This is a genomic window from Chryseobacterium cupriresistens, assembly GCF_046614675.1.
Lineage (GTDB): Bacteria > Bacteroidota > Bacteroidia > Flavobacteriales > Weeksellaceae > Chryseobacterium > Chryseobacterium cupriresistens.
In genome coordinates, this window is record NZ_JBKKJT010000006.1 from 44,781 (window position 1) to 69,290 (window position 24,510).

Here is a 24,510-nt window from a genome sequence, read left to right on the forward strand (position 1 = left end):
ATATTTCACGAAAATAGAAAATTACCAGCAAATGGAAAACATATGGATCTATATTTCACATTCTTTGATCAGTTTCTTTAAAATTTCCTCTGTAGACTGTTCGCTGTACCGGTGAATGGACTGCCCCACCCAAATTCCCACAAATTCTGGATTTTGCAGAGTTTTAGCTGCTTTTCGTAAAGCATTCGTCAGTTTGTTCTGATAAGGGTATGGTAAAATATATTCAGAATTCTCAACTTTTTCTATAAACTTGTTTTTCACTCCTCTTGCATACCGTCCGGAAAAGCTCTTCGTAAGAACAATTTCTTCTTCTTTCACTTTTTTCAGTCTTTCCTTTTCAAAAGGCAGTAAAGCACTTTCCTGAGAAGCCAGCAAAAGATTACCCACCTGGAAAGCCTGTGCACCTAAGTCTTTAACGGCTTGTAATGTTTTTGCTCCATAAATTCCTCCCGCATAGATCAAAGGAACATTTACGTGATCGTAGATCTGTGATAGTAAAGATAATCCTCCGATCTGGGGAATATTTTCGGCTTCAAAACTACCTCTGTGGCCACCAGCTTCTATTCCCTGCACACAAATAATATCAATACCGGATTTTTCAAGCAACAAAGCTTCCTTCACAGAAGTACAGGTTCCGATAAGAGTAACTCCGTTTTCATGTAATTTCTGAATACTTTTATCATCAAGATTTCCGAATGTAAAACTTACAATTTTACATCCTTCTTCAATAATGGCATCAACCTGTTCATGATAGCTGTTGACACTGATTTCTTCGATGTCGGGAAGATTTACTTCTATATGATTTTCTCCGGCCAGTTCTTCGATAAACTGCTTGGTTTTGCTATATTTTTCTTTTAAATCGTCCGTCACTTCAGGAATGTGATGGACAAATATATTGGCAGCAAAGGGCTTATCAGTCAGTTTTCTTGTTTCCCTGATTAATTCCACAGACTGGTCTGCAGAAAGATCAGCCAGTGCCAGTGATCCCAGACAGCCTGCTTTTGCAGCGGCAACAGCCATTTGTACAGTACTTACTCCAAACATCGGAGCCTGAATAAGAGGATATTGTATTCCTAGTTTTTTACTGATTGTATCCGGCCAGAACATAAAAAATTATTTTAATTAAAAAGTACAAAAAATAAGAACACCTCATTTTCAACAGGATATGATATTCCTCACCTGAATAAAAATACAATTCCCACAGATCTCACAGAAAACACAAATCATAATCTGTGAACTAGTGAAAACTGTGGGAATATTTTGATTCTTTATTTTTATTAAATATCCGCTACAGAATTTAACATTTTCTGTTCCCAATCAGGATCTTTAGGGTCAAAAAATAATCTTTTTCCTGTATCTAAAGAACGGACAACATTCATTTCATCTTCTGTCAGTTCAAAATCAAATACGTTAAAGTTCTCTTCAATTCTTGACGGTGTCACCGATTTTGGAATTACAACGAAACCTTCCTGAAGGTGCCACCTCAAGATTACCTGAGCTACTGTTTTACCATATTTTTCTGCAATAGCTTTCAGGTCAGGATTGCTTAAAAGATTAGCGTTACCGTTGCCTAGCGGGCTCCATGGCTGTGTTATGATATTATTTTCTCTGTCATACACCTGCAGTTCTTTCTGCTGAAATACAGGATGCAGCTCAATCTGATTGATAACCGGTAAAACAGTTGAATTTGCTTTTAATTCTTCAAGTTTTTCGACGGTAAAATTACATACTCCAATTGCTTTGATCTTCCCCTCCTGATAAAGCTCTTCCAAAGCTTTCCATGTTCCCAGAAAATCTCCATACGGCCAGTGGATAAGATACATATCAAGATAATCCATCTGTAATCTGTCCAATGTTCTCTGAAAAGCGCTTTTCGCCTTTTCGTATCCATGATCCTGAACCCATACTTTGGAGGTGATAAACAGTTCGTCTCTGTTTACACCACTATTTTTTACGGCTGTACCTACTGCAGTTTCATTCTGATAAATAGCAGCGGTATCGATCATTCTATATCCTGTCTGAATAGCTTTGATTACTGCATTTTCACATTCTTTCAGATCTTCCATCTGCCATACTCCAAATCCTAAGGCCGGAATATCCACACCGTTATTTAATGTTACCACAGGTTGTCCTGTATAGGTTTTCTTTTGCATAAATCTTTATTTTAATGATTAATATAAAGTGATAAACAAATTTGCAATAAAAAATTGAAAATTCTGCCTACCATTTTTACTGTTTTTCTTCTAAGAAAGGTATTTTATTAGCCCCAGAATAGGTTAGAAAATGTAAAGGTGTAAAGTTGTTTATTTTGATTAATCAATTTTATCGAAGATAAAATCTTTGCGTCTTATCTATTACGTCTTTAGAAAGATTTCTTGCGTCTTTGCGTTAACCAAAACATTATATACCTTTTAACTACCCCGTCTTTTTGCTTTGCAAAAATCCACCCCTTCAGAGAAGGGGAATAAAGTGGTCGATAAAACCAATCGTGCACACTTCTAACTTCCATCACCCAGCTTCCAGCCTCTAGCCTCTAGCCTCTAGCCTCTAGCCTCAAAATTCACCCTTCTCCTGGCATCTCCCCTCTATTTTCCCTATTTTTGCTTAAAATTTAAAATCATGTCACAACATATCAGATTGGCTACAGCAGAGGATTATCCGAGAATTATGGAAATATGGGAATCAGCAGTAAAAGCAACTCACGATTTTCTTGCTGAAGAGGATTTCAATTATTTTAAAGAAGTCATTCCAAGAGACTATCTTCCTCATCTGGAAGTCTATTTAATTACTGAAGATCATGAAACTAAAGGATTTGCTTCCGTAGCAGAAGGCAACCTGGAAATGCTTTTCATCCACAACGATACACGTGGAAAAGGCTATGGTAAAACACTTTATCAGTTTATGAAAGAAAAAACCGGACTGACGAAAGTAGATGTCAATGAACAAAACCCTCAGGCCATCGGTTTTTATGAAAAAATGGGTTTCAAAAAAGTCGGAAGGTCTGAAAAAGATGGTTCAGGAAAAGATTATCCACTTATTCATATGAGTCTGTAATGGAAGATTTCACTTTTCATCAATTAAATTCCGATTCGGAAATTCCCTACCATCTCCTGTTATTGGCGGATGAAACCAAGGAAGCGATTAATCAATATATTTTCAATTCCGATATTTATCTTTTGCATAGCGGTACTGAAAACATTGCAGTGATGGCATTGTACAAGAAAAGCAATACGGAACTGGAAATAAAAAATGTTGCCGTCATTGAAAGCTACCGTAGCAAAGGAATCGGAAGTATCCTGATGAACAAGGCTAAAGAAATTGCCAAAGAAAACCACTATAAAATACTGACTGTCGGAACCTCGGATACGGGATTCCAACAGATCAGATTTTATGAGAAAAACGGATTCATCAGAAGTGGAATTCTGAAAGACTTTTTTATTAAAAATTATCCTGATCCAATCTATGAAAACGGTTTACAGATGCGCGATATGGTTGTCTTAAGCCATCACCTGGCGGAATAAACCTTTAATGTGTTCTATTTCAGCCTGGTAATTGGTTTTCTTACGACATCCGAAATACAGTGTGTTTTCCAGTTTCTTTTTTCCTTCCCAGATCAGCTGTACTTCACCGCTTTCGATATCATTCCTGCAAAGAAAATCAGGTACAACAGCTAATCCTGTTCCTCCCTTCAGACAGCGGATAATTGAATTCAGGTTGGGAACGATATAATTGGGGCGGAAATTCGGTTTATGACCAAAATTTAAGGTCCAGAACTGGAAAAGGTGTTCCATATCTCCGGTGGTTCCATACCATTTTTCATTCTTCAGCCACTCTTCAATCTGCTCTGCATCTTTTGTTTTCAACACTTTATTGAAAGCTGCTTTATCTACATCTTTCCCCCCAACCAGAATAATTTGTTCCGAAGAGAAGGCTTCATGCTCGATATTGGGTGAAGACCCTTTTTTAGGAGTGATGATCAGATCGAGAATTCCCTTATCCAATTGATCCAGCATTTCGGGGTATTCTCCAAAACTGATGATCAGATTAAAAGGTAATGAAGAAACATATTGCTCCAGAGTAGTCTGAAAAGTCTCAAAACACATCCCTACACTGATGGTAGGCGTATGTTTCTCTGTAGATTTCTGAAAATTCTTTTCTACATCTTCCAGCTTAGTGAGCGGTTCAGCAACTGCATTAAACAATACTTTACCACGCTCTGTCGGAATCATTTTCCTACCGGTCCTGTCAAACAGCTTGTAACCCACATAAGCTTCCAGAGAACTTAAGTGAAGGCTTACTCCCGGCTGTGATATGAATAAGGCATCAGCTGCACCTGTCAATGTCCCGGTTTTATAGATCGCCTTAAAAGTACGATACCATTCTAAATTAACCATGACTTAATTATTAATATTATAATGCAAAGTTACAAAATAATTATAATATTAATACATTTTCATTCTTCAGAAACGAAGCATAATAATCCGGAATCCCGCTTTCATGTATCTGGCGGATAGTTTCATCAATCGGATAAGATAACTGTACAATTTCAGGGGTGATTTTTTCTTCATCCAAAGTCAGTACCAGATAAGAAGCCAGTCTGTTTTCTTCTTTGGAGCGGCCTACAGAACCGCAATTAACGGCCCATGTATTATTTCCGAACTGTTTTTTAAATGATAAATGGGTATGTCCCATTACGATCAGATCGGCTTTTGCCCATTTCAGCATAGATGTAAAAACCTCATCATTTTCTGATTCATACAAATAAGTATCATTGCTTTCAAGACTGGAATGAACCAGCTGGATGTTCCAGTGCTTTTTACCTGTTTTGTAATTTAACTTTAAGTGAAAAGGCAACCCGGAAAGAAACTTTTTATTCGGTTCTGTAATATATTTTTTAGAATGATCTATAGCAATAAAGCGGGCAGTAGTTTCTTCTTCTGAATGCTTAGGCAAAGGAACAACAGGAATATCAAAAGCAATTCTTTCATCGTGATTTCCCATCAGACATGGAATGTTCAGACTCCTTATTTTTTCTATTACTTCATTTCCCCAGGGTGCAAAATCTACCAGATCTCCCAGGCAGAACTTCTGGCTTATTCCTCTCTGCTCAATATCCTTCAACACCACTTCCAGTGCAGGAAGATTTCCATGCACATCACTAAAAACAGCTATCTGTATCATTGTCCTTCAATTTGTTAGGCAAATTTACCTGTCGGAAAATAATTCCGGTTCAGGGATTATATGATATTTTACCATGAAAGGGGAAATTGTCAATCGTCAATTTTTGCTTCGCAAAGTCAATAGTGAATGATTAGCTGCTGGTTAAAATAACCTCGAAACCCACAACCCATAACCCGTAACCCGCAACCCGAACCTCATAACCCGAATCAAAAAAACAAGCTATCACAAAAATAATAACATCCTATAATTTATATTATTTTTATTATACAATAATCTGATCTAACTTTGCAGAGTAAAATTTAAACAATCATAAAAAAATGAAAAAAGTACTAATCATCAACGGAGGACAGAATTTCGGACATTCCGGAGGAAAATATAATCAGACTATCGCAGACAATACATTAGCCGTTCTTAAAGAATTTGAAAATGTAGAAGTAAAGATAACGAATGTAAGTGAAAATTATGACAAACATGAAGAAGTGCAGAAGTTTGTCTGGGCAGATTACATCATTTACCACACTCCTATCTGGTGGTTCCAGCTTCCGAACGGATTGAAAAAATATATTGACGAAGTCTTCACGGCAGGTCATGCAAAAGGAATTTATATGAGCGACGGAAGAAAGGCTGAGAGTCCTGAAATCAACTATGGTACAGGAGGAATGCTTGGCGGGAGAAAATATATGTTAACAACAAGCTGGAATGCTCCTGCAACTGCTTTCACACTTCCCGGAGAATTCTTTAATGAAAAAAGCGTGGACGAAGGTCCTTTATTTGGATTCCACAGAATGAATGCCTTTGTTTCAATGGAAAAAATGGAAAGCTTCCACTTCCACGATGTGGAGAAAAACGCCAATATAGAACGCGATATGAAGCTTTACAAAGAACATGTGAGAAATGTTTTTGAAAAAGAATTAAGATCTGAACTGGTATCATGAAAAAAATACTGATCACAGGTATTACCGGCTATATAGGCGGAACTATCGCAAAAAAACTCCTCGACAGGAATTATGAAGTGACAGGACTAGTTCGTAATGAAACCCATGTGCAGGAACTGGAATCATTAGGAATCAAAACCATTGTGGGAAATATTCATGAGGAAGACCTCATCAGAACAGCGGTTTCTGATATTGATGCTGTGATCCATAATGCAGATTCAGCAGATGATGCGTATGCAGCAGATAACTTTATCAAAGCTCTGGAAGGAAGTCAGAAAACCTTTATATTCACTTCAGGCTCTGCCATTTTTGGTGGAAAAGAGAATGGTAAAAAAAGTGACTTTATATTCAGAGAAGATTTCCCTTTGCAGCCAAGACTGGAAATGGCATCAAGAGTATTGATCAACAATTACGTCCTGCAATCTGCCAGCAAAGGCATACGAAGTATTGTTATTGTTCCTACCATGGTTTACGGAGAAGGTTTAGGAATTAAAAAAGACAGCATTCAGATTCCGGCTCTTATCAACTTTTCTAAGGAGAAAGGGCATGGAGTTTATTTTGGTGAAGGTGAAAATATCTGGTCCAACTTACATATTGAAGATCTCGCAGATCTGTATGTACTCGCATTGGAAAAAGCAAAAGGAGGCTCTATCTATTATGCAGAAAACGGTTCATCTTCTCTGAAAAACATTGCAGAAAAGATCAGTAAAAAATATAACTTACAATCAGCTAAATCATTAAGCATACAGGATGCGGTTGACAAATTTGGTCCTGCAGGAGGTTATTTCGGTTTTGCATCCAACAGCAGATGCAGTTCAGATAAAGCTAAAGCAGAACTGGATTGGAAACCTATCTATAACTCTATTGAAAATTTTATTTAATTATGAAAATTCATCTTACAGCCATTATAAAATCCAAGGAAGAACATCAGGCAGAAGTACTGGAAGTTCTTCAGAATATGGTAAAAGAAACAAGAAAAGAAGAAGCTTGCGAGCTTTACAGCCTTCACCAGGGAATTGAAGACAAAAATGAATTTGTTTTCTACGAAATCTGGAAAAGTAAAGAAGGACTGGATCAGCACAATCAGCAGCCTTATATCCAGGCTTTCGGAGCTTTGGTTGAGGAGAAACTTCAGGAAAAACCACAGATTTATACCACCAATCTTATTTAACAATGAAAAAATTAGTGTTTTTAATGCTTGCGGTCTTTACGATAGGATTCGTACAGGCACAAACCAAAAAATCAAAGAATATGAAAAAGAAAATATTATTCGTCGTAACCAGTCATGACAAAAAAGGCAGTACAGGTGAAGATACAGGATATTATCTGGGTGAAGTTTCTCATCCGTGGGAAGTTCTTCACAAGGCAGGATATGAAATAGACTTTGTAAGTCCGAAAGGCGGAACTCCTCCGGTAGACGGCTTCGATTTGAAAGATCCTGTCAACAAAGAATTCTGGGAGAACAAGGAATATAAAAACAAAATTGATCACTCAATGACTCCGTCACAGGTCGATCCTAAAGAATATTCAACCATCTTTTATGCAGGAGGACACGGAGCAATGTGGGATTTTGCAGACAATAAGGAACTTTCAGATATCGCTTCCAAAATTTATGAAAACGGAGGTATTGTTGCCGGAGTATGTCATGGTCCCGCAGGTTTGGTGAATATCAAACTGAATAACGGGAAATATCTTGTAGACGGTAAAAAAATCAATGCTTTTACCAATGAAGAGGAATCTGAAGTAAAATTAACAAACGTTGTTCCATTCTTACTGGAAGATAAACTGAAAGAAAGAGGAGCAAAATTTGAAAAATCCGGGCTTTGGCAGAATCATGTGGTAACCGATCAGAGAGTGATCACAGGACAGAATCCACAGTCAGCAAAAAGCGTTGGAGAAGCTATCGTAAAGGAATTAAATAAGTAACAAACAATTTTTAACCACAAAAGTCACAACAGTTTTCAGTCACTTAAGTAAAAAAAGATGCTATTCAGAATACAGAGAAGAACACTTAAGTTCTTTTTAAATCCGAAAAGTTCTTAGAAGTGTCACTATTGAAACAGCGAGAATTCCCCTCCTCCGGAGGGGTGGCGAAAATTCAAAGAATTTTTGACGGGGTGGTTTAACACAACAACAATTTTTAAACAAACAAAAATGGAATATAGAAAATTAGGAAACACAGATTTAGAATTATCAACTATCACACACGGTGCTTTTGCTATTGGTGGAAATATGTGGGGCGGTAATGAAAAACAGGATTCTATCAATTCTATTCACGCATCATTAGATCATGGTGTAACTTCTATCGACACGGCTCCATTCTATGGTTTCGGACTGAGTGAAGAAATGATCGGTGAAGCTATCAAAGGAAAAGACCGTTCAAAAATTCAGCTTTTAACAAAATTTGGATTGGTATGGGACGGAAGCAACAACGGAAAAGGAGAATTTTTCTTTGATGCAGAAGATGAAGGAAAAACACTTCCGGTTTATAAGCTGGCTTCAAAAGAAAACATCATCAAAGAAGTTGAAGAGAGTTTAAAAAGATTAGGTACAGATTATATTGACCTTTTACAGCTTCACTGGCCGGACAGCACAACGCCTATCTCTGAAACTATGGAAGCAATGGAACTATTGATCCAGCAGGGAAAAATCCGTGCTGCTGGAGTAAGCAACTACAGCGTGGCTCAGATGGAAGAAGCTAACAGGACTTTAAACCTTGCCAGCAACCAGGTTTCTTACAGTATGCTAAACCGTGCAATCGAAAATGATCTTGTTCCGTATTCTCTGGAAAACAATTCTGGAATTATCGTGTACAGCCCGATGGAAAGAGGTCTTTTAACCGGTAAATATTTCAAGGAAACCCAATTGAAAGATAACGACCACAGAAACGGATATTTCTCTCAGTTTGATCTGAATAAGGTAAAAACTTTCTTAGAAAAAATTGAGCCTATTGCACAGGAAAAAGGAGCCAGCCTTTCTCAACTGGTATTAAGATGGACTACGTTACAACCAGCTATTACAGTTGTACTGGCAGGAGCCAGAAATGCACAGCAGGCTATCGAAAACGCAAAAGCAATGTCTATCGACCTTTCACAGGAAGAATTGAACTTCATCAATTCTGCTTTGAACGAAATATAATATAAAGCTGGAAGAAGGAGGCTGGAAGATGGAAGTTATTGATGTCGGATAACCAATAGATTGGTTTACGATTGAACTTCAACTGTCATTCCGACGAAGGAGGAATCTCTTTGTTACATGCAGAAAAGTGCATAGAAACCACCTAATTATCAATACACTAATAGAACTTCCCTCTCCCAGCTTCTGCTTCCCTCTTTTAACCCCCAAATCTTTTTAAAAATGAAAAATAATCTGATCAGAATGTTCGGGTTAGCTACACTATTGACTATCAACAACATTAATTTAAAAGCTCAGACACTCGTCAATCCTGAAGATCAATCATGGTATCCTTCGGCTTACGGTGCGAAAGATGAGATTGGAGCAGCCAATCTGTTAACACCGGAAGTTGTAAAACAAGCACTAGGACTGGTAAAACAAGGTAAAACGTTAGCACTTGCCGTTCCTATTGATAAAAACCTGCCTGCTTTCAGACACAGAAGTTTCAATTTATACAATATCCAACCCGGAGAACAGGGCGGAAAAAGCATAGGTCCTAATAAATTTACTTTCAATGACGAACTGGTGAACGGATGGACCGGAGTAGGAACACAGCTGAACGGTATCGGACACATTGGTATTGACAATACTTACTACAATGGAAATAAAGCAACAGACTTTGTAACGGTAGAAGGCGTAAAAAAACTGGGTGTCGAAAAAGTACCTCCTTTTGTAACCCGTGGTGTGGTCCTTGATATGACTGTCCATTATGGTAAATCAATAGTACCCGGAGGAACAGAATTTACTGTAGAAGATATTAAATCTGTTCTCAAGAAACAGGGCCTTACCCTGAGAAAAGGTGATATCGTTCTTTTCAATACCGGATGGCTTGAATTGATCGGTAAAAACAATCAGCAATTCCTGGAAACAGAACCCGGAATCGGAATGGATGCCGCAAAATGGCTTGCCGATCAGGGAATCGTAGCTTTTGGCGGCGACACCTGGGCTTCCGAAGTATATCCTAACCCAAAAAGTAAGGAAGAATTTCCCATCAACCAGTTTATGCTGGCAAAAAAAGGAATTTATAACCTGGAGCTGATTGACAGCCGTCCATTGGTGAAACAAAAAGTCTGGGAATTTCTATTCGTACTGGGCCAGCCTTTATATGTAGGTTCTACGCAGGTGAATGTAAATCCTGTGGCTATTTATTAATTTAAATGCTTACAGTAGGTTGTTTAAACTTTTATATTTATTATTTTAACCACAAAAGGCACAAAAGTTTTTTCAGAACCAAGCCTCATACGTAATAAGTACACCTAAGTTTTGTGAAAATCTCTGATTTTCATCTTGTGTGAACTTTTCTGCAGTATCATTTTAAACTTACTTAAGTGAACTCAAGTGTTTTAAAATGAACCCTTTTGTGACTTTTGTGGTTTGGTAAAATTCAAACAACTTTTATATCCGAGAAACGAAGAGACAATGTAGTTCTGTTTAAAAAAATAAAGCTAACCTTAGAATTTATTTTAGAATTAATACCTGAACCGTGTTACACTGCCACTTTGCATCTTGCATCAAAACGGCCTTTCAAAAATTTGAAAGGCCGTTTTTATAAAAAGTAAACATCCGTAATTACGCAGCCTTCATCAACTTCCATCTTCCATCACCCAACTTCCTGACTCCGTTATTTTGCAATTGGAAGGTGCGTGCTCACTGCAATTCTGTTCCAGGCATTGATGGTAATGATCGCCATAATGATCTGAGCGATCTGGTGATCATCAAAGAATCTTTTCGCCTTCTGGAAGGTTTCTTCTGTTAATCCGTTTTGACTGATCAGTGTAATTTCTTCTGTCATTGCCAAAAGTACCTGCTCTTCTTCAGTGAAAAATTCTTTTGCTTCTGTCCATCCGTTCAGAATAAAGATTCTTTGAGGATTTTCACCGTATTTGATGGCATCTTTGGTGTGCATATCAAGGCAGAACGCACATTTATTGATCTGTGAGGCCCTGATTTTAATTAATTCCTTCTGAATATGGGTTAAAGAAGTGGTCTGTAAGTATGCTTCTAATCCCATCATTGCTTTGTAAGCTGCTGAATCTACTGTTGCAATATTTAATCTTGCGCTCATAATATGTATTATTTTTTGGTTAATTGATCTATACTTAAAGAATAATGCTGCTGTACCGCCAGTAAAAGAGTGGCTGCACTTCCCACCCATACAGAATAGTTTAGTGGGGCTTTCGGACCAGATGCAATGGTCATAGAGATGGCAAAAATTAACAGCAGTGCACTGCTTCCATAGGCTGCAAATTTTGTTTTAAATCCAAAAATCAGCATCAAAGGAAAAAGAATTTCTAAAAAGGTTGCGGCATACGCTGAAACCGTACTCAATGCTTCCGGTAGAAAAAATGTAAGCTGTCTTGTGTATTCTTTAAAACTCTCCATGTTTCCCCATGAAGAATTTTCTTTACTCCACCATCCGAAACGGTCTGCCACCGCAGAAAGCATTGTAACGGCGAGAGCCAGTCTTAAAAAAAGTTGAGGAAATTGATTTTTTTGATCTGTCATTGCATTAGCTTTTAATCACATGACAAATTTCCGGCTTATGATCCGTAAAAAACTTAAACTGGTTTAAGATCGTAATTTTGCTCTGATTTCACTCAGATATTCCGGAGTAAGATTCAAAAAAGAAGCTATAAGATATTGAGGAATCCTTTGAATAAACCACGGATACAATGTACTGAAATGCATATAAAGCTCTTCTCTGGACATTTCATACAAATAACGGATCCTGCGTTCCGCAGCAGCATATGCCCGCTGGTAGATCATGCGGAAATACCTTTCCATAACAGGATGCTTTTGTAATAATTCTTCCTGACGGTCCAGATCAATCATCAAAACAGAAGAATGTTCCACCGCCTGTATCGAAAAGTTAGTTTGTATCTGCCTTTCGTAAGCGAATGTATCTGTAATCCACCAGTTTTCAATGGCAAATTCCGTCGTCTGCTCTACCCCTTTTTCATTGATAAAGAACTTTCTCAGACATCCTTTCACTACAAAATACATGGTCCGGCAGACTTCACCTTCCAGCACCAGATTTTGCTTCTTTTTTACATCCATTACCTCGAAAAATGATACAATAGAAGTATATTCCTCGTCAGTTACCGTAATAAATTTGTTTAAATGTGATTTGAATAAGTCCATGGTAAGAATTAATACTCAAACTTAACTTTATTTTTTTAGTTTTACAATGAGAAAAATATTGAATCATGGAAATCGTTGCTAAAATTCTGATCGCTGTCGTTGCACTGGAACACCTTTATATTCTTTGGATGGAAATGTTCGCATGGGAAACCAAAGGAAAAGAAGTTTTTAAAGCAGCTCTGCCTGCAGAAATGTTTAAACCAACGAAAGGACTTGCTGCCAACCAGGGACTTTACAATGGTTTCCTGGCTGCCGGACTGATCTGGTCATTCCTGATTAAAGATCCGCAATGGCAGACCAATGTGGCATTATTCTTTTTAGGATGTGTAGCCGTTGCAGGAATCTATGGAGCAATCTCTGCCACTAAAAAAATATTCTTCGTACAGGCACTGCCTGCCATTCTTGCTATTATTGCCGTTTTATTGAAATAATCTTACAGGTTATCTTTTAAAATAATTACCATATCCATCTGCTCTTACCTTTAATGATAAGAGAAAAATTCGTCATGAAATCACCTCTTTAAAACTATATTGAAAATCAACAATTTACATAAGTAAAAATCCATTTAATATAAAATTCGTAAATTTGCACCGTCATAAAAAATTGATATACAGTTTTTTGATGCTGGCAAGCATTTTGATGAAATGTAGCCATTCAAGTTGTTCAGTATACATATCTTTAATTACCTCATCAGTAATTTAATTGTAGAATCTATGTAAAAGATCAGTTTCTTTTTACATAATACACTCTTTTTCTAGAGTATAATCTATTGAAATATTTAAAATAAACATAAGGCCAGCAGGTCTTTATGCTATTATTTTTTTGTTTAAAGCTTTTATCACCAAAGGCTTGGCAATTTATTTTATCCTATTGCCAACAGCAGAACAACGAAAGCTAAATATATATAATGAATTGGTGTACAATTTTTTATATCAAATTATTAATTGAAAAATTCTGAATATGGAAAAAAATGAAAACACTCGAAAAGTAAAACTTAAAGTGGAAGACCTGACGATTATCTTTGGTAAAAACAAAGAAAAGGCACAGGAACTTCTGGACAAAGGTTTTTCCAAAAAGGAAATTCTTGAAAAAACAGGCTGCACCATAGGAATCAACAAAGCCAGTTTTGAAATCTATGAAGGAGAATTCTTTGTGATCATGGGACTTTCAGGAAGTGGAAAATCAACTTTACTGCGCTGTTTGAACAGACTGAATGAACCCACGTCAGGAAAAGTATTCATCAATGACGATGATATTACCGGGAAAAACAACAAAGAACTGCTGGAAGTAAGAAGAACAGAAATGAGTATGGTATTTCAGAAATTCGGATTACTGCCTCATCATACAATTCTCGACAATGCTGGTTTCGGGCTGGAAATAAGAGGAGAAGACAAAGCTTCACGCGATAAAAAAGCACAGAAAGCGCTGGATATCGTTGGATTAACTGGTTTTGAAAATCAATATCCTTCACAGCTTTCCGGAGGAATGCAGCAGAGAGTAGGATTGGCAAGAGCGTTGGCCAATGATCCTGAAGTTTTGCTTATGGATGAAGCATTCTCTGCACTGGATCCGCTGATAAAATCTGAAATGCAGGATCAGATGCTTGAACTGCAGAATACCTTACAAAAAACCATTGTCTTTATTACGCACGATCTGGATGAAGCCATTAAAATCGGAGACCGCATCGTCATCATGAAAGATGGTGTCATAGAACAGATAGGAACTGCTGAAGATATTCTAACCAATCCGGCAAGTGATTATGTAAAAGCGTTCGTAGAGAAAGTAGACCGTAAAACGATTATTACCGCCAGATCTTTAATGTTTGACAAAGCGACAGTTGTACGTTTCAGAAAAGACGGTCCTGAAGGAGCTTTAAGAAAAATGAGAGCTACGGGGCTGGAAAACTTACCTGTAGTAGATTTTCAAAATAAATTTCTGGGTTTTGTAACCCTTAATGATGTTGTCCGCATTGCCAAAAAGAAAGAACCTACGGTAGAATCCATTATCAACAGTAATGTTCCTTCGGTTTATCCTGAAGTAACGGTAGAGGAAATGCTGCCGCTGATCTCAGAAAATAAATCGTCCATTGCTGTTATTGATGAAGACAATAAATTTTTAGGTCTTGTCACCCAGTTATCTCTGGTCATAGAAGCGACCAAATTTAACGAAGAAGAGATTATTGAATTAAAAGAAATCGCAAACAACCAATAAGATGAATAAAACTATAGATATAGGTCAATATGTAGAAACTGCAATCAATTGGCTCACAGAAAACGGAAAACCTGTATTCGATGTTATAAAACACTTAGGAAATGCCTCTATTATGGGGATTGAATGGGTTTTAACAAACACACCTTTTTATGTAATCATTCTCTTTTTTACCCTGCTGGCGTTATGGAAAGCCGGAAAAGGCATTGCTGTAGTAACGGCTACCGGATTAAGTTTAATATTTTTAATGGGTCTATGGAAAGAAACCATGGAAACGCTGGCACTTATCTTTGTATCCACCATTACCGCTCTTATTCTTTCTATTCCTTTGGGAATTTTAGCAGCTAAAAGCAAAATAGCCGACAAAATCATTCGTCCTTTACTGGATCTGATGCAGACCATGCCCGCTTTTGTCTACCTGATCCCGGCTGTACTGTTTTTCAGTATCGGTAAAGTACCGGGTGCTTTTGCAACCATCATTTTCGCCATGCCGCCAGCAGTTCGATTAACGACATTGGGAATTGAAGCCGTTCCCAAAGATATTGTGGAAGCTGCCAGAGCTTTTGGAGCCACCAACCGTCAGATCCTGTTCAAAGTAGAGCTTCCTTTAGCGATGAAAACGATTTTAACGGGAATCAATCAGACAATCTTGTTATCATTATCCATGGTCGTTATTGCAGGAATGATTGCTGCAGGCGGTTTAGGAGAGAAAGTACTGGAGGGAATTAATAATCTGGATATCGGATTAGGATTTGAAAGTGGTTTATCCGTAGTGATATTGGCCATTATCCTCGACCGTATTACCCAGGGATTTGTAAAGAAAAAGCAATAAGATGAAACAATTTAAATATCTGTTTTTGCCCGTTTTAATGTTACTATTTACAGCATTAAGTTCGTGTGAAAACATAAAAAACTCAAAATACATTACCATAGGAATGGTAGATGGCTGGGCAGAAGATGTTGCGATGACGCATGTTGCAAAAGCCATTCTGGACGAGCAGGGATACCACGTTATTATTCAAAAAGCTTCTACGGATATGATCCTGGCTTCGATGAATAATGAAGATACAGACCTTTTCATGGGAGTCTGGCTTCCTTATACTCATGCTAAAAAACTGGCTAAATTTCCGGAATTAGTTCGTCTGGGAACCAATTACGACAATGGACGTATAGGACTGGTGGTTCCTGATTACGTTCCTGTTAACTCCATTGAGGAGCTCAATCAATATAAAAAACAGTTCAATCACAGAATTATTGGGATTGAAAAAGGAGCCGGGCTAACCACCGGAACGGATAAAGCTATTGTTGACTATAAACTGGATTACCAACAGATCAATTCCTCTACGATTGCCATGATCACCGAATTACAGAATGCTATTCAACGTAAAGAATGGATTGTGGTAACCGGATGGCAGCCTCACTGGATGTTTGGAAAAATGAAGCTTAAGTTTCTTGACGATCCCAAAAAGATATTTGGTGAAGCAGAACAGATTAAAACTTACTCCAGAAAAAGCTTTGCAAAAGATCATCCTGAGCTGGCCAAATTCTTTTCAAAACTCCATTTTGATGATGAAAATATGTCTGATCTTTTAATGAAAATGGAACAGAGTAAAAATAAAGAAGCCACCGCCAAAGAATGGGTGAAAGATCACCCGGAACTGGTACAGTCCTGGCTAGATAAAAATTAATAAACAGTTTGGTATTATTTAAAAATCCTCAACTCAACATGGGCTGAGGATTTTTTATCGACATAGATTAGTTGATTTTTTCTCTATGAAGCCATATTATTAGTAATCGCAAAGACGCAAAGAAATTTAATAACATACTGCTTTAAGGCGCAAGAAAATCAAAGATTTTCAGCAAGTTTGTTTCAGTTAAAATTCAACAGAATTAAATTTTATCAAAGATAAAATCCTTGCGCCTTAAGGCATATTTAAAAGAAAATTGTTGCGTCTTTGCGTTTTTCAATATCTCATAACGATCCCATTGATTCTTTGATTTTCTCACGATGAAGGATCCCCCAATTCACCAATGTTTCTGTGACCGGAAATACAGATTTCCCGTATTCGGTCACCGCATACGTTACCGTAATCGGCTTTGTATCCTGAATGGTTCTGGTGATCAGGAGATTCGTTTCCAGTTCTTTTAATTCTTTGCTTAACATTTTCGCAGAGATACCTTCTATACTGCGTTCCAACTTTTTAAAATGAATCATCTGATCCGGTCTGTTCGTCAGATACCGTAAAATCATCAGTTTCCATTTTCCTCCCAAAACGTCCAGACTGTCGCGCATCGCGAACAATTCCTCTGTGCAGCTGGCCTCTCTTTCAATGCCGTTTTCAATGATTTTTGCCATAATAGTTTCATGAAGGTAACTAGTTACCATTGGTTAACTAGTAGCAAATATAAACTATTCCCGCTTTACATTTGTGTATCAAATTTTAAAGTATGAAAACAGTTATTTTAAATAAAAACGGAAAGTTGGAAGACGGATTTGCAGAACAGCCAAAACCCAAAGGCAATGAAGTTTTAATTCAGATTAAAGCAAGTGGTTTCAACCCCATCGATTATCAGATGCTGGAAAATGAATTGGAACGGAAACTGATCAGTTCCCCGATATTAGGAAGAGAACTATCCGGAATTGTAGTGGATAAAGGTTCAGGAGTTAAAGAATTCAATATTGGAGATGAAGTCTATTGTGGCAGCGGTTCCATGGGAAGCAACGGCACTTACGCTGAATATATTGCAGTTCCTGAAGCCATTGTTTCCTTTAAACCAAAAAATATTTCTTTTGAACAGGCGGCTGCCATTCCTTCAGCAGGGCTTACTTCTTTACAAATTTTTAATCGTCTGAAATTAAACCCCGAAAATACAGTTTTGGTAACAGGAGCAACCGGAGGAGTCGGTTCATTTCTGATCAAACTTTTATTAGCACATAATATCCGACAGATCACAACCACAGTGGGCAGTGAAGAAAACAGACAGATCCTTCTCAATCTGGGATTGAAAAATCATCAGATCATCAACTATAAAGAAGAAAATCTTATCAGTAATATTCTAAAAGCCAATAATGATCAACCTTTCGAATATGGAATTGATCTGGTGGGAAACTATATGTCTGAAATCACCGCAGAAGTTTTAAAAATCAACGGAACCTATGTGGATGTCACGGCTTTGGTAACAAACGAAGCTCATGAAATACTGTTCAACAAAGGAACACTGATTATGAATATTTCCAATTACACTTACGGAATGATTAAAAAATATGAGTATTATAAAAACAGTTTATTAGAAATAAAAAGACTCATTGAAAACGAAACGATCCTTCCTCCTCAACATAAAATCATAGGAAATCTTTCTTTAGAAACTGTTCTGAAGGCGCATTCTCTATTAAAAAATAATCAGACTCAGGGTCATAAACTTATCATGAGAAATGATGAATAAAATACCACGACGAATTGTTACAGGAATTAAAGATGGAAAATCCGTTATTATAGAAGATCAGCAGGTTGAAAACGCTGTAGAACATTTTCCGGGACTTATCATTTCAGATATATGGAATACGCAAACAATGCCTGCAAGTCTGGATTTTGAAGCCAGAATTCCCAACATAGGATTTCCACAGACTCCTAAAAATGGAACTTACTTCCGGTATGTCGTTGTTCCTCCCGATAAAAATTTAGGTATAGAATGGAAAAAGAATGAACCTCATCCAATGATGCATCAAACGCCAACACTGGATTATATCATTATTCTTTCCGGCGAACTTTACCTCATCATGGAGGAAGGAGAAACGCTTTTGAAACCTGGCGACATCGTCATTCAAAGAGGAACAAATCATGCTTGGAGCAACCGGTCTAATGAACCTTGCATTCAGCTGGCTGTTTTGATTGATGCAGAAATTTAATTTGTTGGAAAAACGCAAAGACGCAAGGATAAATAAATAATGTATTGTTTTTAAGGCGCAAGAAAATCAAAGATTTTCAGCAAGGATTAATGCATATAGTATTAGAATTAGACAATTTTATCGCAGATAAAATCCTTGCGCCTTACAGCATAATAATAGAAAATACTTTGCGCCCCTGCGCTTTCCAATAAAAACTCCCAATTTACAAAGCAGAAATCTCCAACAGTTTCTGCTTCATTTTTTCAGTCGTCATCTGCCCTTCCTGATAATACACCAGATTCTGATGCTTATCCAGAAATATCCACAAAGGATAAACAGGCTGATTTTTATTTTTTGACAATGCCAGCGCCAGCTCATGAATTCCGGAATTTCCATTCTGCAGATATTCAAACTCCTGATTCTGGAAATGAATTTTCTCCTTTGTCTTCTCTGACTCAAAGTTGATAAAATAAAAGTGATCATTGATCATACTCACCAGCTCTTTATCTTTATTCATACGGTAAGACTCAATCTTACAGACCGCACACCAATCTGTATATAGATGAATCACAACCGGTTTAGGATTTTCTTTCTGCTGAACCTCAAGATCAGAAAAAGTGCCTGTCTTCATCTGAGACAGATAAAAACAGGGCACTAACATTAAAAATAAAGCTATTTTTTTCATTTCAAAGTATATTTTACACCCAGAAATCCTCTGATTCCCTGCATCGGGGCGTAACCGTATGCCGTATCAAAAGTATAGTGATTAGGATTGTTGACAGGATCATCAACATATTTATCAAACGGGTCAAACGGTCTCATCAAAGGATCTTTAGGTCTGAAATTGAATAGGTTTTTTATTCCGCAATACACTTCAAATCCGGATTTAAAGCTCTTAGACACCTGAATATTGGCCAGAGAATAAAACGGTGAATATTCAGGGCGGTAGTCGTTTACCAGAACAGGAAGCCTCATGGGCCCGTAGAATTGTCCTGTAAAATCGATGGTCAGATTATTGGCGAACTTATATGTCAGATTATAAGTACCACTCCATTTCGGAGCATGCAATTGCTGTGTTTTTTGATTTTCATTATCAAATTTCTGATAGACATCCAGATACGTCACTCCCAGATTGACACTAAGAGGGAATTGAAAACTAAAATCCACATTCAGGGAAGCTCCCCGTGAAATTCCGTACCCATGAAGATTGTCATAAATAATTTTATCAGGGTCCGAATCAAAATCTCCCACGATTTTATTACTGAAATACGTATAAAATGCCGACGCATCAAGATTCACCATTCGGTTTCCTACAGGAATTTTCCAGATATAATTCAAGTTTCCGTTGATCGATCTTTCGGGCTTCAGGTCAGATTTTACCACCACTTCCCTTGAACCTGTCAAAGCAGCATGATCTTCCGTAAACAAATTCACTACTCGGAAGCCTGTTCCAAAGTTAAAACGTAAGGTATGGTATGGATTAGGATTAAATTTCCATGCAAACCTCGGTGAATGTACGGAATGATGCACTTTATCATAATCATATCTGTATCCAATCAGCAAAGTATTTTTATCATTGATTTCCCACTGATCCTGGATAAAAGCTCCCCAGATCGGTGATTTCATCGGCGCATTAGTGATACCATCCGCAGCTAATGTTCCCGGAGTATTATCATCGTAAAAAGTTCTTTTGAAAGTAAGTCCGGCCGTGATATCATGTTTCCCGAAACTTCTGTCCCAATACGTCTGTATGAAAGCTACTTTCTGTGTCGCATTGAATGGATTGGAGCCATAAAATGAATTCTGGTCATGGTAATTATAAGAAAACTGAGTTACAATATGTTCTTTCATCGGCCATTCGTACAATCCGAAAACCTCTGCTCTGTTCGTATAAATACTTTCTCCGTATACTTCATCACTGCCACGGAAAGATTTATTCCACTGCATTTCACCGCCAAAGCGGTCTTCATACAGATATCTCATGGCAAAACTTGCCTGTCTGTTTTCCTTTCTTTTAAAATTCCACTTATTGAAAACCGAAATTCTGCTTTGTAAAGTAGCATCGGTGAAATTATCTTTATTCTGATCTATTCTTTCCTGAAAACTGAAATAATTTAAACTTAATAAAGAAGCAGCTTTCTTTCCTACGTTGAATTTGGTGGAAAGATCCAGATTATTTTCAAACCAGCTCGATGTCATCAGGTCAACACTTAATTTAGGAGCAGTCAGTGCATTTTTGGTGATAATATTAATGACCCCTCCCATGGCTTCAGAACCATAAATAGAAGATGCAGGACCTTTTACAACTTCAATTCTGTCTACCAGACTATTGGGGATTCCGCTTAATCCATATACGGTGGAAAGCGAACTTACAATCGGCATTCCGTCAATCAGAATCATGGTATATGGCCCTTCCAATCCATTAATATGGATATCTCCCGTATTGCACACAGAACAGTTCAGCTGAGGTTTTACTCCATTCACCATGGCAATGGCCTCAAAAATACTGGGAGTAGGATTTTTCTGGAAAAATTTCTGACTATAAATCTCTACAGCGACAGGACTTTTCGACCTGCTCATCGGTTTTATGGTTCCGGTAACTACTACATCTTCAATGTTACTGGTCTTGAATTCCCTCTTCATAACTTTTGCAGAATCCTGCCTTTTAGACTGCTGTAAACTCAAACTGTCCGTCTCCTGCGCAAAGCAATAGCTAGATAAAAAAGTAATAGAAAATAATATTCGCTTCATGAAATTAAAATTGTTAGACAAATCTAACAATTATTTTTCAAATACAAAACTTCTTCAAAAAAATATAGATGGATTGAATTCATGAAAAATGATTAAATTTGAGAAACTACATATGAAAGTAAAATGAGATATCATCAATTGGGAAATATCCCACAAAAAAGGCATACGATCTTTAAGTCTCCGGAAGATAAATTTTACTATGAACAGCTTTTCGGTACAGAAGGCTTCCATGGTATTTCTTCTCTGTTATATCATATCCACCGCCCTACACAAATCAAATCTATCGGTGAACCGAAAGATGTTACTCCAAAAATCGCTGTGGAAAAAAATGTGGCTCCGAGAATGTTTAAAGGAATGAACGTCACTCCTGAAGATGATTTTATGGACAGCCGAAAGATCCTTTTGATGAATAATGACCTGAAAATGGGACTGGCCAAGCCAAGAAAATCGATGGATTACTTCTACAAAAATGCAGAATGTGATGAACTTTTATATGTTCACCAAGGAAACGGAATCTTAAAAACATTTGTAGGTGATCTTGAATTCGTAACCGGAGATTATCTTATTATTCCGCGAGGAACTATCTATCAGGTAGAACTAAAGTCTGATGACATTGTGTTTTTCGTATTGGAAAGCCACTCTCCTATTTACACTCCGAAAAGATACAGAAACGAATTCGGGCAGCTTTTGGAACATTCTCCATTCTGCGAAAGAGATATAATTGCTCCTACTTACAGAGAACCCATCGATGAAAAGGGAGAATTCTTAATTAAAGTAAAAAAAGAAAACCAGATTACCGATTTCATCTACGCGACTCACCCGTTTGATGTAGTAGGCTGGGACGGATATTTTTATCCTTATAAATTCAACATTAAAAACTTCGAACCGATTACCGGAAGAATTCACCAACCACCACCTGTTCACCAGAATTTTGAGGGACACAATTTTGTAGTCTGCTCATTCTGTGCAAGAATGTATGATTATCACCCACAGGCGATTCCGGCACCTTACAACCACTCCAATATTGACTCTGATGAGGTATTATTCTATACGGAAGGAGACTTCATGAGCCGTAATCATATTGATTTGATGGACTTCACCCTTCACCCGGGAGGAATTGTACACGGACCTCATCCAGGTGCTATGGAAAGAAGTATCGGCAAAAAATTCACAGAAGAATATGCCGTAATGGTAGACCCTTTCCGCCCTTTGAAAATTACTGAAGAAGCTTTAAAAGTGGAAGATCCATCTTATAAAACTTCATGGCTGGAATAGTCTACAAAGAATTAAAACAGTTTTAAACTTTACTATCAACCACAAAAGTCACAAAAGATATAAACACTAAAGGTTTATAGGTGAATCTTTATTAATTATAAAGAACACAAAAGTCTTGAAAATCGAAGATTTTCCTCTAATGTAAACTTTATGCAGTATTAATATTGGCTTTTTCATTAAACAAGAGTATTTAACCAAGCTTTGTGACTTTTGTGGTTGAAAATTCAAATAGATTTATCTAATATTAAAAAAGTCTATTAAGTTCATATTAAAAAGTATTACTGAATACATACAAAAGACGCTTTAAATCCTTTATTTAAAGCGTCTTTTTTTGTAAATTTGTGAGGTATGGTTACCATATTGGCCATCATTATTTTTCATGACGCATCCTAAGTAATGGTGGTTTAAAACAAAATCAATATTACATGTTAGAAAGAATCAGATTAGAAAGTCTACGCGAAAAAGTAACTACCGCTGAAAACGCAGTAAAAATCATTAAAGACGGTATGACCATCGGGTCCAGCGGCTTTACGAAAGCAGGTGACAGCAAAGCCATTTTGCCGGCACTGGCAGAAAGAGGAAAAACCGAAGACCTTAAAGTCACTTTAATGACGGGAGCTTCACTAGGCCACGGTACCGATGGAAAGCTGGCTGAAGCCAATGTTCTGAAGAAAAGGATGCCTTTCCAGGTAGATCCTGTTTTAAGAAATAAAATTAACAATGGCGAAATTCTATTCATCGACCAGCATTTAAGTGAAAGTGCCGAACTCCTTCACACCAAAAATCTTCAGAGTATTGACGTAGCTATTATTGAAGCGGCCTATATTGAAAGAGACGGAAGTATTGTTCCTACCACTTCTGTAGGAAATTCGGTGACATTTGCTGCTTTGGCTAAAAAAGTGATTATTGAAATCAATACCGAAGTTCCAGAAGAAGTTTACGGAATCCACGATATTTACCAGGCTGAAGATTATCCTTACAGAAATGTTATTCCAATCGTAGCGCCATGGAATAAAATCGGGAGAAAAAGCATTCCTGTAGATCCTGAAAAGATTGAAGCTATTGTATTTACCAACCGTAAAGACAGTCCGGCAGATATTGCAGAACCTGACGAAAAAACAACAGCAATCGCCAAACATCTTCTTGCGTTCTTTGAAAATGAAGTTCTTTTGGGACGGCTTACCGACAGACTACTTCCTCTTCAGGCAGGTATCGGTAAAGTGGCCAACGCTGTTCTGACAGGTTTCAAAGACAGTAATTTTTATGATCTGACAATGTTTTCCGAAGTACTTCAGGACAGTACCTTCGATCTGATCGATTCCGGTAAGCTAAGCTTTGCCTCAGCATCTTCCATTACCGTTTCTCAGGAATGCTACGAAAGAGTATTAGGAAATCTTTCAAAATATAAAGACAAATTCGTTTTAAGACCTCAGAATATTTCCAATACACCGGGACTGATCCGAAGATTGGGAGTGATTGCCATCAATACCGCCATTGAATTTGATATCTATGGAAATGTAAACTCTACTCATATCGGAGGAACCAAAATCATGAACGGAATCGGAGGTTCCGGAGACTTCGCGAGAAATGCTTATTTAAGTATTTTCGTAACTCAGGCTGCTTCAAAAGGCAACAATATTTCTCACGTCCTTCCAATGGTTTCTCATACCGACCATACGGAACATGATGTTGATATTCTGGTAACAGATGTCGGATTGGCTGATTTAAGAGGTTTAGCTCCAAGAGAAAGGGCACAGAAAATCATTGACAACTGTGTTCACCCGGATTATAAAGAAGAATTACAATCTTATTTCGACAGAGCCTGCGAAAAAGGAGGTCATACTCCTCATTTATTACAGGAAGCCTTCAGCTGGCATTTACGATTTGCAGAAACCGGAAGTATGAAACAGAAAACAGCTGTAGAAGCCGCTAATTAAGATTTTCATCAAAGACCAAATA

Annotated in this window: 26 protein-coding genes; 16 read left to right on the forward strand and 10 right to left on the reverse strand. The window is 37.4% G+C overall.

Annotated elements, in window-relative coordinates; translation table 11 throughout:
• Positions 1-48: 48 nt before the first annotated feature.
• On the reverse strand, positions 49-1,107 hold the full coding sequence (locus ACLI50_RS16720) for an NAD(P)H-dependent flavin oxidoreductase (protein WP_411414270.1): 1,059 nt from the start codon (positions 1,105-1,107) through the stop codon (positions 49-51).
• 170 nt (positions 1,108-1,277) lie between these two features.
• Positions 1,278-2,153 (reverse strand): aldo/keto reductase, encoded by an 876-nt coding sequence (locus ACLI50_RS16725; RefSeq protein WP_411414271.1) that lies wholly within the window; start codon positions 2,151-2,153, stop codon positions 1,278-1,280.
• A gap of 466 nt (positions 2,154-2,619) precedes the next feature.
• Between ACLI50_RS16725 and ACLI50_RS16730 the strand changes: the two genes are divergently transcribed.
• Positions 2,620-3,054, forward strand: coding sequence for a GNAT family N-acetyltransferase (locus tag ACLI50_RS16730; protein WP_411414272.1), 435 nt, complete (start codon positions 2,620-2,622; stop codon positions 3,052-3,054).
• Complete coding sequence (locus ACLI50_RS16735) at positions 3,054-3,521, forward strand: GNAT family N-acetyltransferase (RefSeq protein WP_411414273.1); 468 nt, start codon at positions 3,054-3,056, stop codon at positions 3,519-3,521. Before ACLI50_RS16730 ends, ACLI50_RS16735 begins: the two co-directional genes overlap by 1 nt.
• On the opposite strand, the gene ACLI50_RS16740 is transcribed toward ACLI50_RS16735, so the two are convergent.
• Positions 3,498-4,394: a LysR family transcriptional regulator gene (locus ACLI50_RS16740; protein ID WP_202843240.1), complete on the reverse strand. Its 897-nt coding sequence runs from the start codon at positions 4,392-4,394 to the stop codon at positions 3,498-3,500. The two genes, ACLI50_RS16735 and ACLI50_RS16740, sit on opposite strands and share 24 nt — an antisense overlap.
• Positions 4,395-4,434: 40 nt before the next feature.
• Entirely contained in the window at positions 4,435-5,181 is a 747-nt protein-coding gene (locus ACLI50_RS16745) for a metallophosphoesterase family protein (RefSeq protein WP_411414274.1), read from the reverse strand.
• Between the two features lie 317 nt (positions 5,182-5,498).
• Between ACLI50_RS16745 and ACLI50_RS16750 the strand changes: the two genes are divergently transcribed.
• From ACLI50_RS16750 to ACLI50_RS16775, 6 genes are all read left to right on the forward strand, one after another.
• A complete protein-coding gene (locus ACLI50_RS16750; protein ID WP_202843244.1) occupies positions 5,499-6,116 on the forward strand; it encodes an NAD(P)H-dependent oxidoreductase in 618 nt (205 codons plus the stop codon).
• Positions 6,113-6,997: an NAD-dependent epimerase/dehydratase family protein gene (locus ACLI50_RS16755; RefSeq protein ID WP_202843246.1), complete on the forward strand. Its 885-nt coding sequence runs from the start codon at positions 6,113-6,115 to the stop codon at positions 6,995-6,997. Before ACLI50_RS16750 ends, ACLI50_RS16755 begins: the two co-directional genes overlap by 4 nt.
• Positions 6,998-6,999: 2 nt before the next feature.
• Complete coding sequence (locus ACLI50_RS16760) at positions 7,000-7,287, forward strand: putative quinol monooxygenase (protein WP_110010915.1); 288 nt, start codon at positions 7,000-7,002, stop codon at positions 7,285-7,287.
• 2 nt (positions 7,288-7,289) lie between these two features.
• Positions 7,290-8,042 (forward strand): type 1 glutamine amidotransferase domain-containing protein, encoded by a 753-nt coding sequence (locus ACLI50_RS16765; RefSeq protein ID WP_202843248.1) that lies wholly within the window; start codon positions 7,290-7,292, stop codon positions 8,040-8,042.
• Positions 8,043-8,270: 228 nt separating this feature from the next.
• On the forward strand, positions 8,271-9,254 hold the full coding sequence (locus ACLI50_RS16770; protein WP_411414275.1) for an aldo/keto reductase: 984 nt from the start codon (positions 8,271-8,273) through the stop codon (positions 9,252-9,254).
• A 219-nt stretch (positions 9,255-9,473) separates the two neighbouring features.
• Entirely contained in the window at positions 9,474-10,442 is a 969-nt protein-coding gene (locus tag ACLI50_RS16775; RefSeq protein ID WP_411414276.1) for a cyclase family protein, read from the forward strand.
• Positions 10,443-10,911: 469 nt separating this feature from the next.
• Here the strand turns inward: ACLI50_RS16775 and ACLI50_RS16780 are convergent, their stop codons facing one another.
• The 3 genes from ACLI50_RS16780 to ACLI50_RS16790 form a co-directional block, all read right to left on the reverse strand.
• Positions 10,912-11,355 carry a carboxymuconolactone decarboxylase family protein gene (locus ACLI50_RS16780; RefSeq protein ID WP_411414277.1) on the reverse strand — a complete coding sequence of 148 codons (444 nt, stop codon included), beginning with the start codon at positions 11,353-11,355 and terminating at the stop codon, positions 10,912-10,914.
• 8 nt (positions 11,356-11,363) lie between these two features.
• A complete protein-coding gene (locus ACLI50_RS16785) occupies positions 11,364-11,795 on the reverse strand; it encodes a DoxX family membrane protein (protein ID WP_411414278.1) in 432 nt (143 codons plus the stop codon).
• 63 nt (positions 11,796-11,858) lie between these two features.
• The gene (locus ACLI50_RS16790) at positions 11,859-12,431 is read right to left on the reverse strand and encodes a Crp/Fnr family transcriptional regulator (RefSeq protein ID WP_202843258.1); all 573 of its coding nucleotides are present in this window, start codon (positions 12,429-12,431) and stop codon (positions 11,859-11,861) included.
• 65 nt (positions 12,432-12,496) lie between these two features.
• On the opposite strand from ACLI50_RS16790, the gene ACLI50_RS16795 reads away from it, so the two are divergent.
• From ACLI50_RS16795 to ACLI50_RS16810, 4 genes are all read left to right on the forward strand, one after another.
• The gene (locus tag ACLI50_RS16795) at positions 12,497-12,862 is read left to right on the forward strand and encodes a DUF1304 domain-containing protein (RefSeq protein ID WP_047429381.1); all 366 of its coding nucleotides are present in this window, start codon (positions 12,497-12,499) and stop codon (positions 12,860-12,862) included.
• 529 nt (positions 12,863-13,391) lie between these two features.
• On the forward strand, positions 13,392-14,642 hold the full coding sequence (locus ACLI50_RS16800; protein WP_202843260.1) for a quaternary amine ABC transporter ATP-binding protein: 1,251 nt from the start codon (positions 13,392-13,394) through the stop codon (positions 14,640-14,642).
• Between the two features lies 1 nt (position 14,643).
• Positions 14,644-15,471, forward strand: a complete 828-nt coding sequence (locus tag ACLI50_RS16805) for an ABC transporter permease (RefSeq protein WP_202843262.1) — start codon at positions 14,644-14,646, stop codon at positions 15,469-15,471.
• Between the two features lies 1 nt (position 15,472).
• Entirely contained in the window at positions 15,473-16,327 is an 855-nt protein-coding gene (locus ACLI50_RS16810) for a glycine betaine ABC transporter substrate-binding protein (protein WP_202843264.1), read from the forward strand.
• A 284-nt stretch (positions 16,328-16,611) separates the two neighbouring features.
• Here ACLI50_RS16810 and ACLI50_RS16815 read toward each other — a convergent pair whose 3' ends face one another.
• Positions 16,612-16,995 carry a winged helix-turn-helix transcriptional regulator gene (locus ACLI50_RS16815; protein WP_202843266.1) on the reverse strand — a complete coding sequence of 128 codons (384 nt, stop codon included), beginning with the start codon at positions 16,993-16,995 and terminating at the stop codon, positions 16,612-16,614.
• Between the two features lie 92 nt (positions 16,996-17,087).
• Here ACLI50_RS16815 and ACLI50_RS16820 point away from each other — a divergent pair, with 92 nt between their 5' ends.
• Together ACLI50_RS16820 and ACLI50_RS16825 are read left to right on the forward strand one after the other, a co-directional pair.
• A complete protein-coding gene (locus tag ACLI50_RS16820) occupies positions 17,088-18,083 on the forward strand; it encodes an NADP-dependent oxidoreductase (protein ID WP_411414279.1) in 996 nt (331 codons plus the stop codon).
• Entirely contained in the window at positions 18,073-18,546 is a 474-nt protein-coding gene (locus tag ACLI50_RS16825; protein WP_395972610.1) for a cupin domain-containing protein, read from the forward strand. The genes ACLI50_RS16820 and ACLI50_RS16825 overlap by 11 nt, the downstream gene beginning before the upstream one ends.
• A 202-nt stretch (positions 18,547-18,748) precedes the next feature.
• On the opposite strand, the gene ACLI50_RS16830 is transcribed toward ACLI50_RS16825, so the two are convergent.
• Positions 18,749-19,210 carry a thioredoxin fold domain-containing protein gene (locus ACLI50_RS16830; RefSeq protein ID WP_395972608.1) on the reverse strand — a complete coding sequence of 154 codons (462 nt, stop codon included), beginning with the start codon at positions 19,208-19,210 and terminating at the stop codon, positions 18,749-18,751.
• On the reverse strand, positions 19,207-21,276 hold the full coding sequence (locus tag ACLI50_RS16835; protein ID WP_202843278.1) for a TonB-dependent receptor plug domain-containing protein: 2,070 nt from the start codon (positions 21,274-21,276) through the stop codon (positions 19,207-19,209). The genes ACLI50_RS16830 and ACLI50_RS16835 overlap by 4 nt, the downstream gene beginning before the upstream one ends.
• 123 nt (positions 21,277-21,399) lie before the next feature.
• Here ACLI50_RS16835 and ACLI50_RS16840 point away from each other — a divergent pair, with 123 nt between their 5' ends.
• Positions 21,400-22,551 (forward strand): homogentisate 1,2-dioxygenase, encoded by a 1,152-nt coding sequence (locus tag ACLI50_RS16840; RefSeq protein WP_202843284.1) that lies wholly within the window; start codon positions 21,400-21,402, stop codon positions 22,549-22,551.
• A 425-nt stretch (positions 22,552-22,976) separates the two neighbouring features.
• The gene (gene scpC / locus ACLI50_RS16845) at positions 22,977-24,488 is read left to right on the forward strand and encodes a succinyl-CoA:acetate CoA-transferase ScpC (RefSeq protein WP_202843290.1); all 1,512 of its coding nucleotides are present in this window, start codon (positions 22,977-22,979) and stop codon (positions 24,486-24,488) included.
• Positions 24,489-24,510 lie beyond the last annotated feature (22 nt).

Coding starts and splice junctions, on each gene's coding strand:
- ACLI50_RS16720 (WP_411414270.1), bottom strand. CDS start 1,107: ATGTTCTGGCCGGATACAATCAGTAAAAAACTAGGAATACAATATCCT.
- ACLI50_RS16725 (WP_411414271.1), bottom strand. CDS start 2,153: ATGCAAAAGAAAACCTATACAGGACAACCTGTGGTAACATTAAATAAC.
- ACLI50_RS16730 (WP_411414272.1), top strand. CDS start 2,620: ATGTCACAACATATCAGATTGGCTACAGCAGAGGATTATCCGAGAATT.
- ACLI50_RS16735 (WP_411414273.1), top strand. CDS start 3,054: ATGGAAGATTTCACTTTTCATCAATTAAATTCCGATTCGGAAATTCCC.
- ACLI50_RS16740 (WP_202843240.1), bottom strand. CDS start 4,394: ATGGTTAATTTAGAATGGTATCGTACTTTTAAGGCGATCTATAAAACC.
- ACLI50_RS16745 (WP_411414274.1), bottom strand. CDS start 5,181: ATGATACAGATAGCTGTTTTTAGTGATGTGCATGGAAATCTTCCTGCA.
- ACLI50_RS16750 (WP_202843244.1), top strand. CDS start 5,499: ATGAAAAAAGTACTAATCATCAACGGAGGACAGAATTTCGGACATTCC.
- ACLI50_RS16755 (WP_202843246.1), top strand. CDS start 6,113: ATGAAAAAAATACTGATCACAGGTATTACCGGCTATATAGGCGGAACT.
- ACLI50_RS16760 (WP_110010915.1), top strand. CDS start 7,000: ATGAAAATTCATCTTACAGCCATTATAAAATCCAAGGAAGAACATCAG.
- ACLI50_RS16765 (WP_202843248.1), top strand. CDS start 7,290: ATGAAAAAATTAGTGTTTTTAATGCTTGCGGTCTTTACGATAGGATTC.
- ACLI50_RS16770 (WP_411414275.1), top strand. CDS start 8,271: ATGGAATATAGAAAATTAGGAAACACAGATTTAGAATTATCAACTATC.
- ACLI50_RS16775 (WP_411414276.1), top strand. CDS start 9,474: ATGAAAAATAATCTGATCAGAATGTTCGGGTTAGCTACACTATTGACT.
- ACLI50_RS16780 (WP_411414277.1), bottom strand. CDS start 11,355: ATGAGCGCAAGATTAAATATTGCAACAGTAGATTCAGCAGCTTACAAA.
- ACLI50_RS16785 (WP_411414278.1), bottom strand. CDS start 11,795: ATGACAGATCAAAAAAATCAATTTCCTCAACTTTTTTTAAGACTGGCT.
- ACLI50_RS16790 (WP_202843258.1), bottom strand. CDS start 12,431: ATGGACTTATTCAAATCACATTTAAACAAATTTATTACGGTAACTGAC.
- ACLI50_RS16795 (WP_047429381.1), top strand. CDS start 12,497: ATGGAAATCGTTGCTAAAATTCTGATCGCTGTCGTTGCACTGGAACAC.
- ACLI50_RS16800 (WP_202843260.1), top strand. CDS start 13,392: ATGGAAAAAAATGAAAACACTCGAAAAGTAAAACTTAAAGTGGAAGAC.
- ACLI50_RS16805 (WP_202843262.1), top strand. CDS start 14,644: ATGAATAAAACTATAGATATAGGTCAATATGTAGAAACTGCAATCAAT.
- ACLI50_RS16810 (WP_202843264.1), top strand. CDS start 15,473: ATGAAACAATTTAAATATCTGTTTTTGCCCGTTTTAATGTTACTATTT.
- ACLI50_RS16815 (WP_202843266.1), bottom strand. CDS start 16,995: ATGGCAAAAATCATTGAAAACGGCATTGAAAGAGAGGCCAGCTGCACA.
- ACLI50_RS16820 (WP_411414279.1), top strand. CDS start 17,088: ATGAAAACAGTTATTTTAAATAAAAACGGAAAGTTGGAAGACGGATTT.
- ACLI50_RS16825 (WP_395972610.1), top strand. CDS start 18,073: ATGATGAATAAAATACCACGACGAATTGTTACAGGAATTAAAGATGGA.
- ACLI50_RS16830 (WP_395972608.1), bottom strand. CDS start 19,210: ATGAAAAAAATAGCTTTATTTTTAATGTTAGTGCCCTGTTTTTATCTG.
- ACLI50_RS16835 (WP_202843278.1), bottom strand. CDS start 21,276: ATGAAGCGAATATTATTTTCTATTACTTTTTTATCTAGCTATTGCTTT.
- ACLI50_RS16840 (WP_202843284.1), top strand. CDS start 21,400: ATGAGATATCATCAATTGGGAAATATCCCACAAAAAAGGCATACGATC.
- scpC (WP_202843290.1), top strand. CDS start 22,977: ATGTTAGAAAGAATCAGATTAGAAAGTCTACGCGAAAAAGTAACTACC.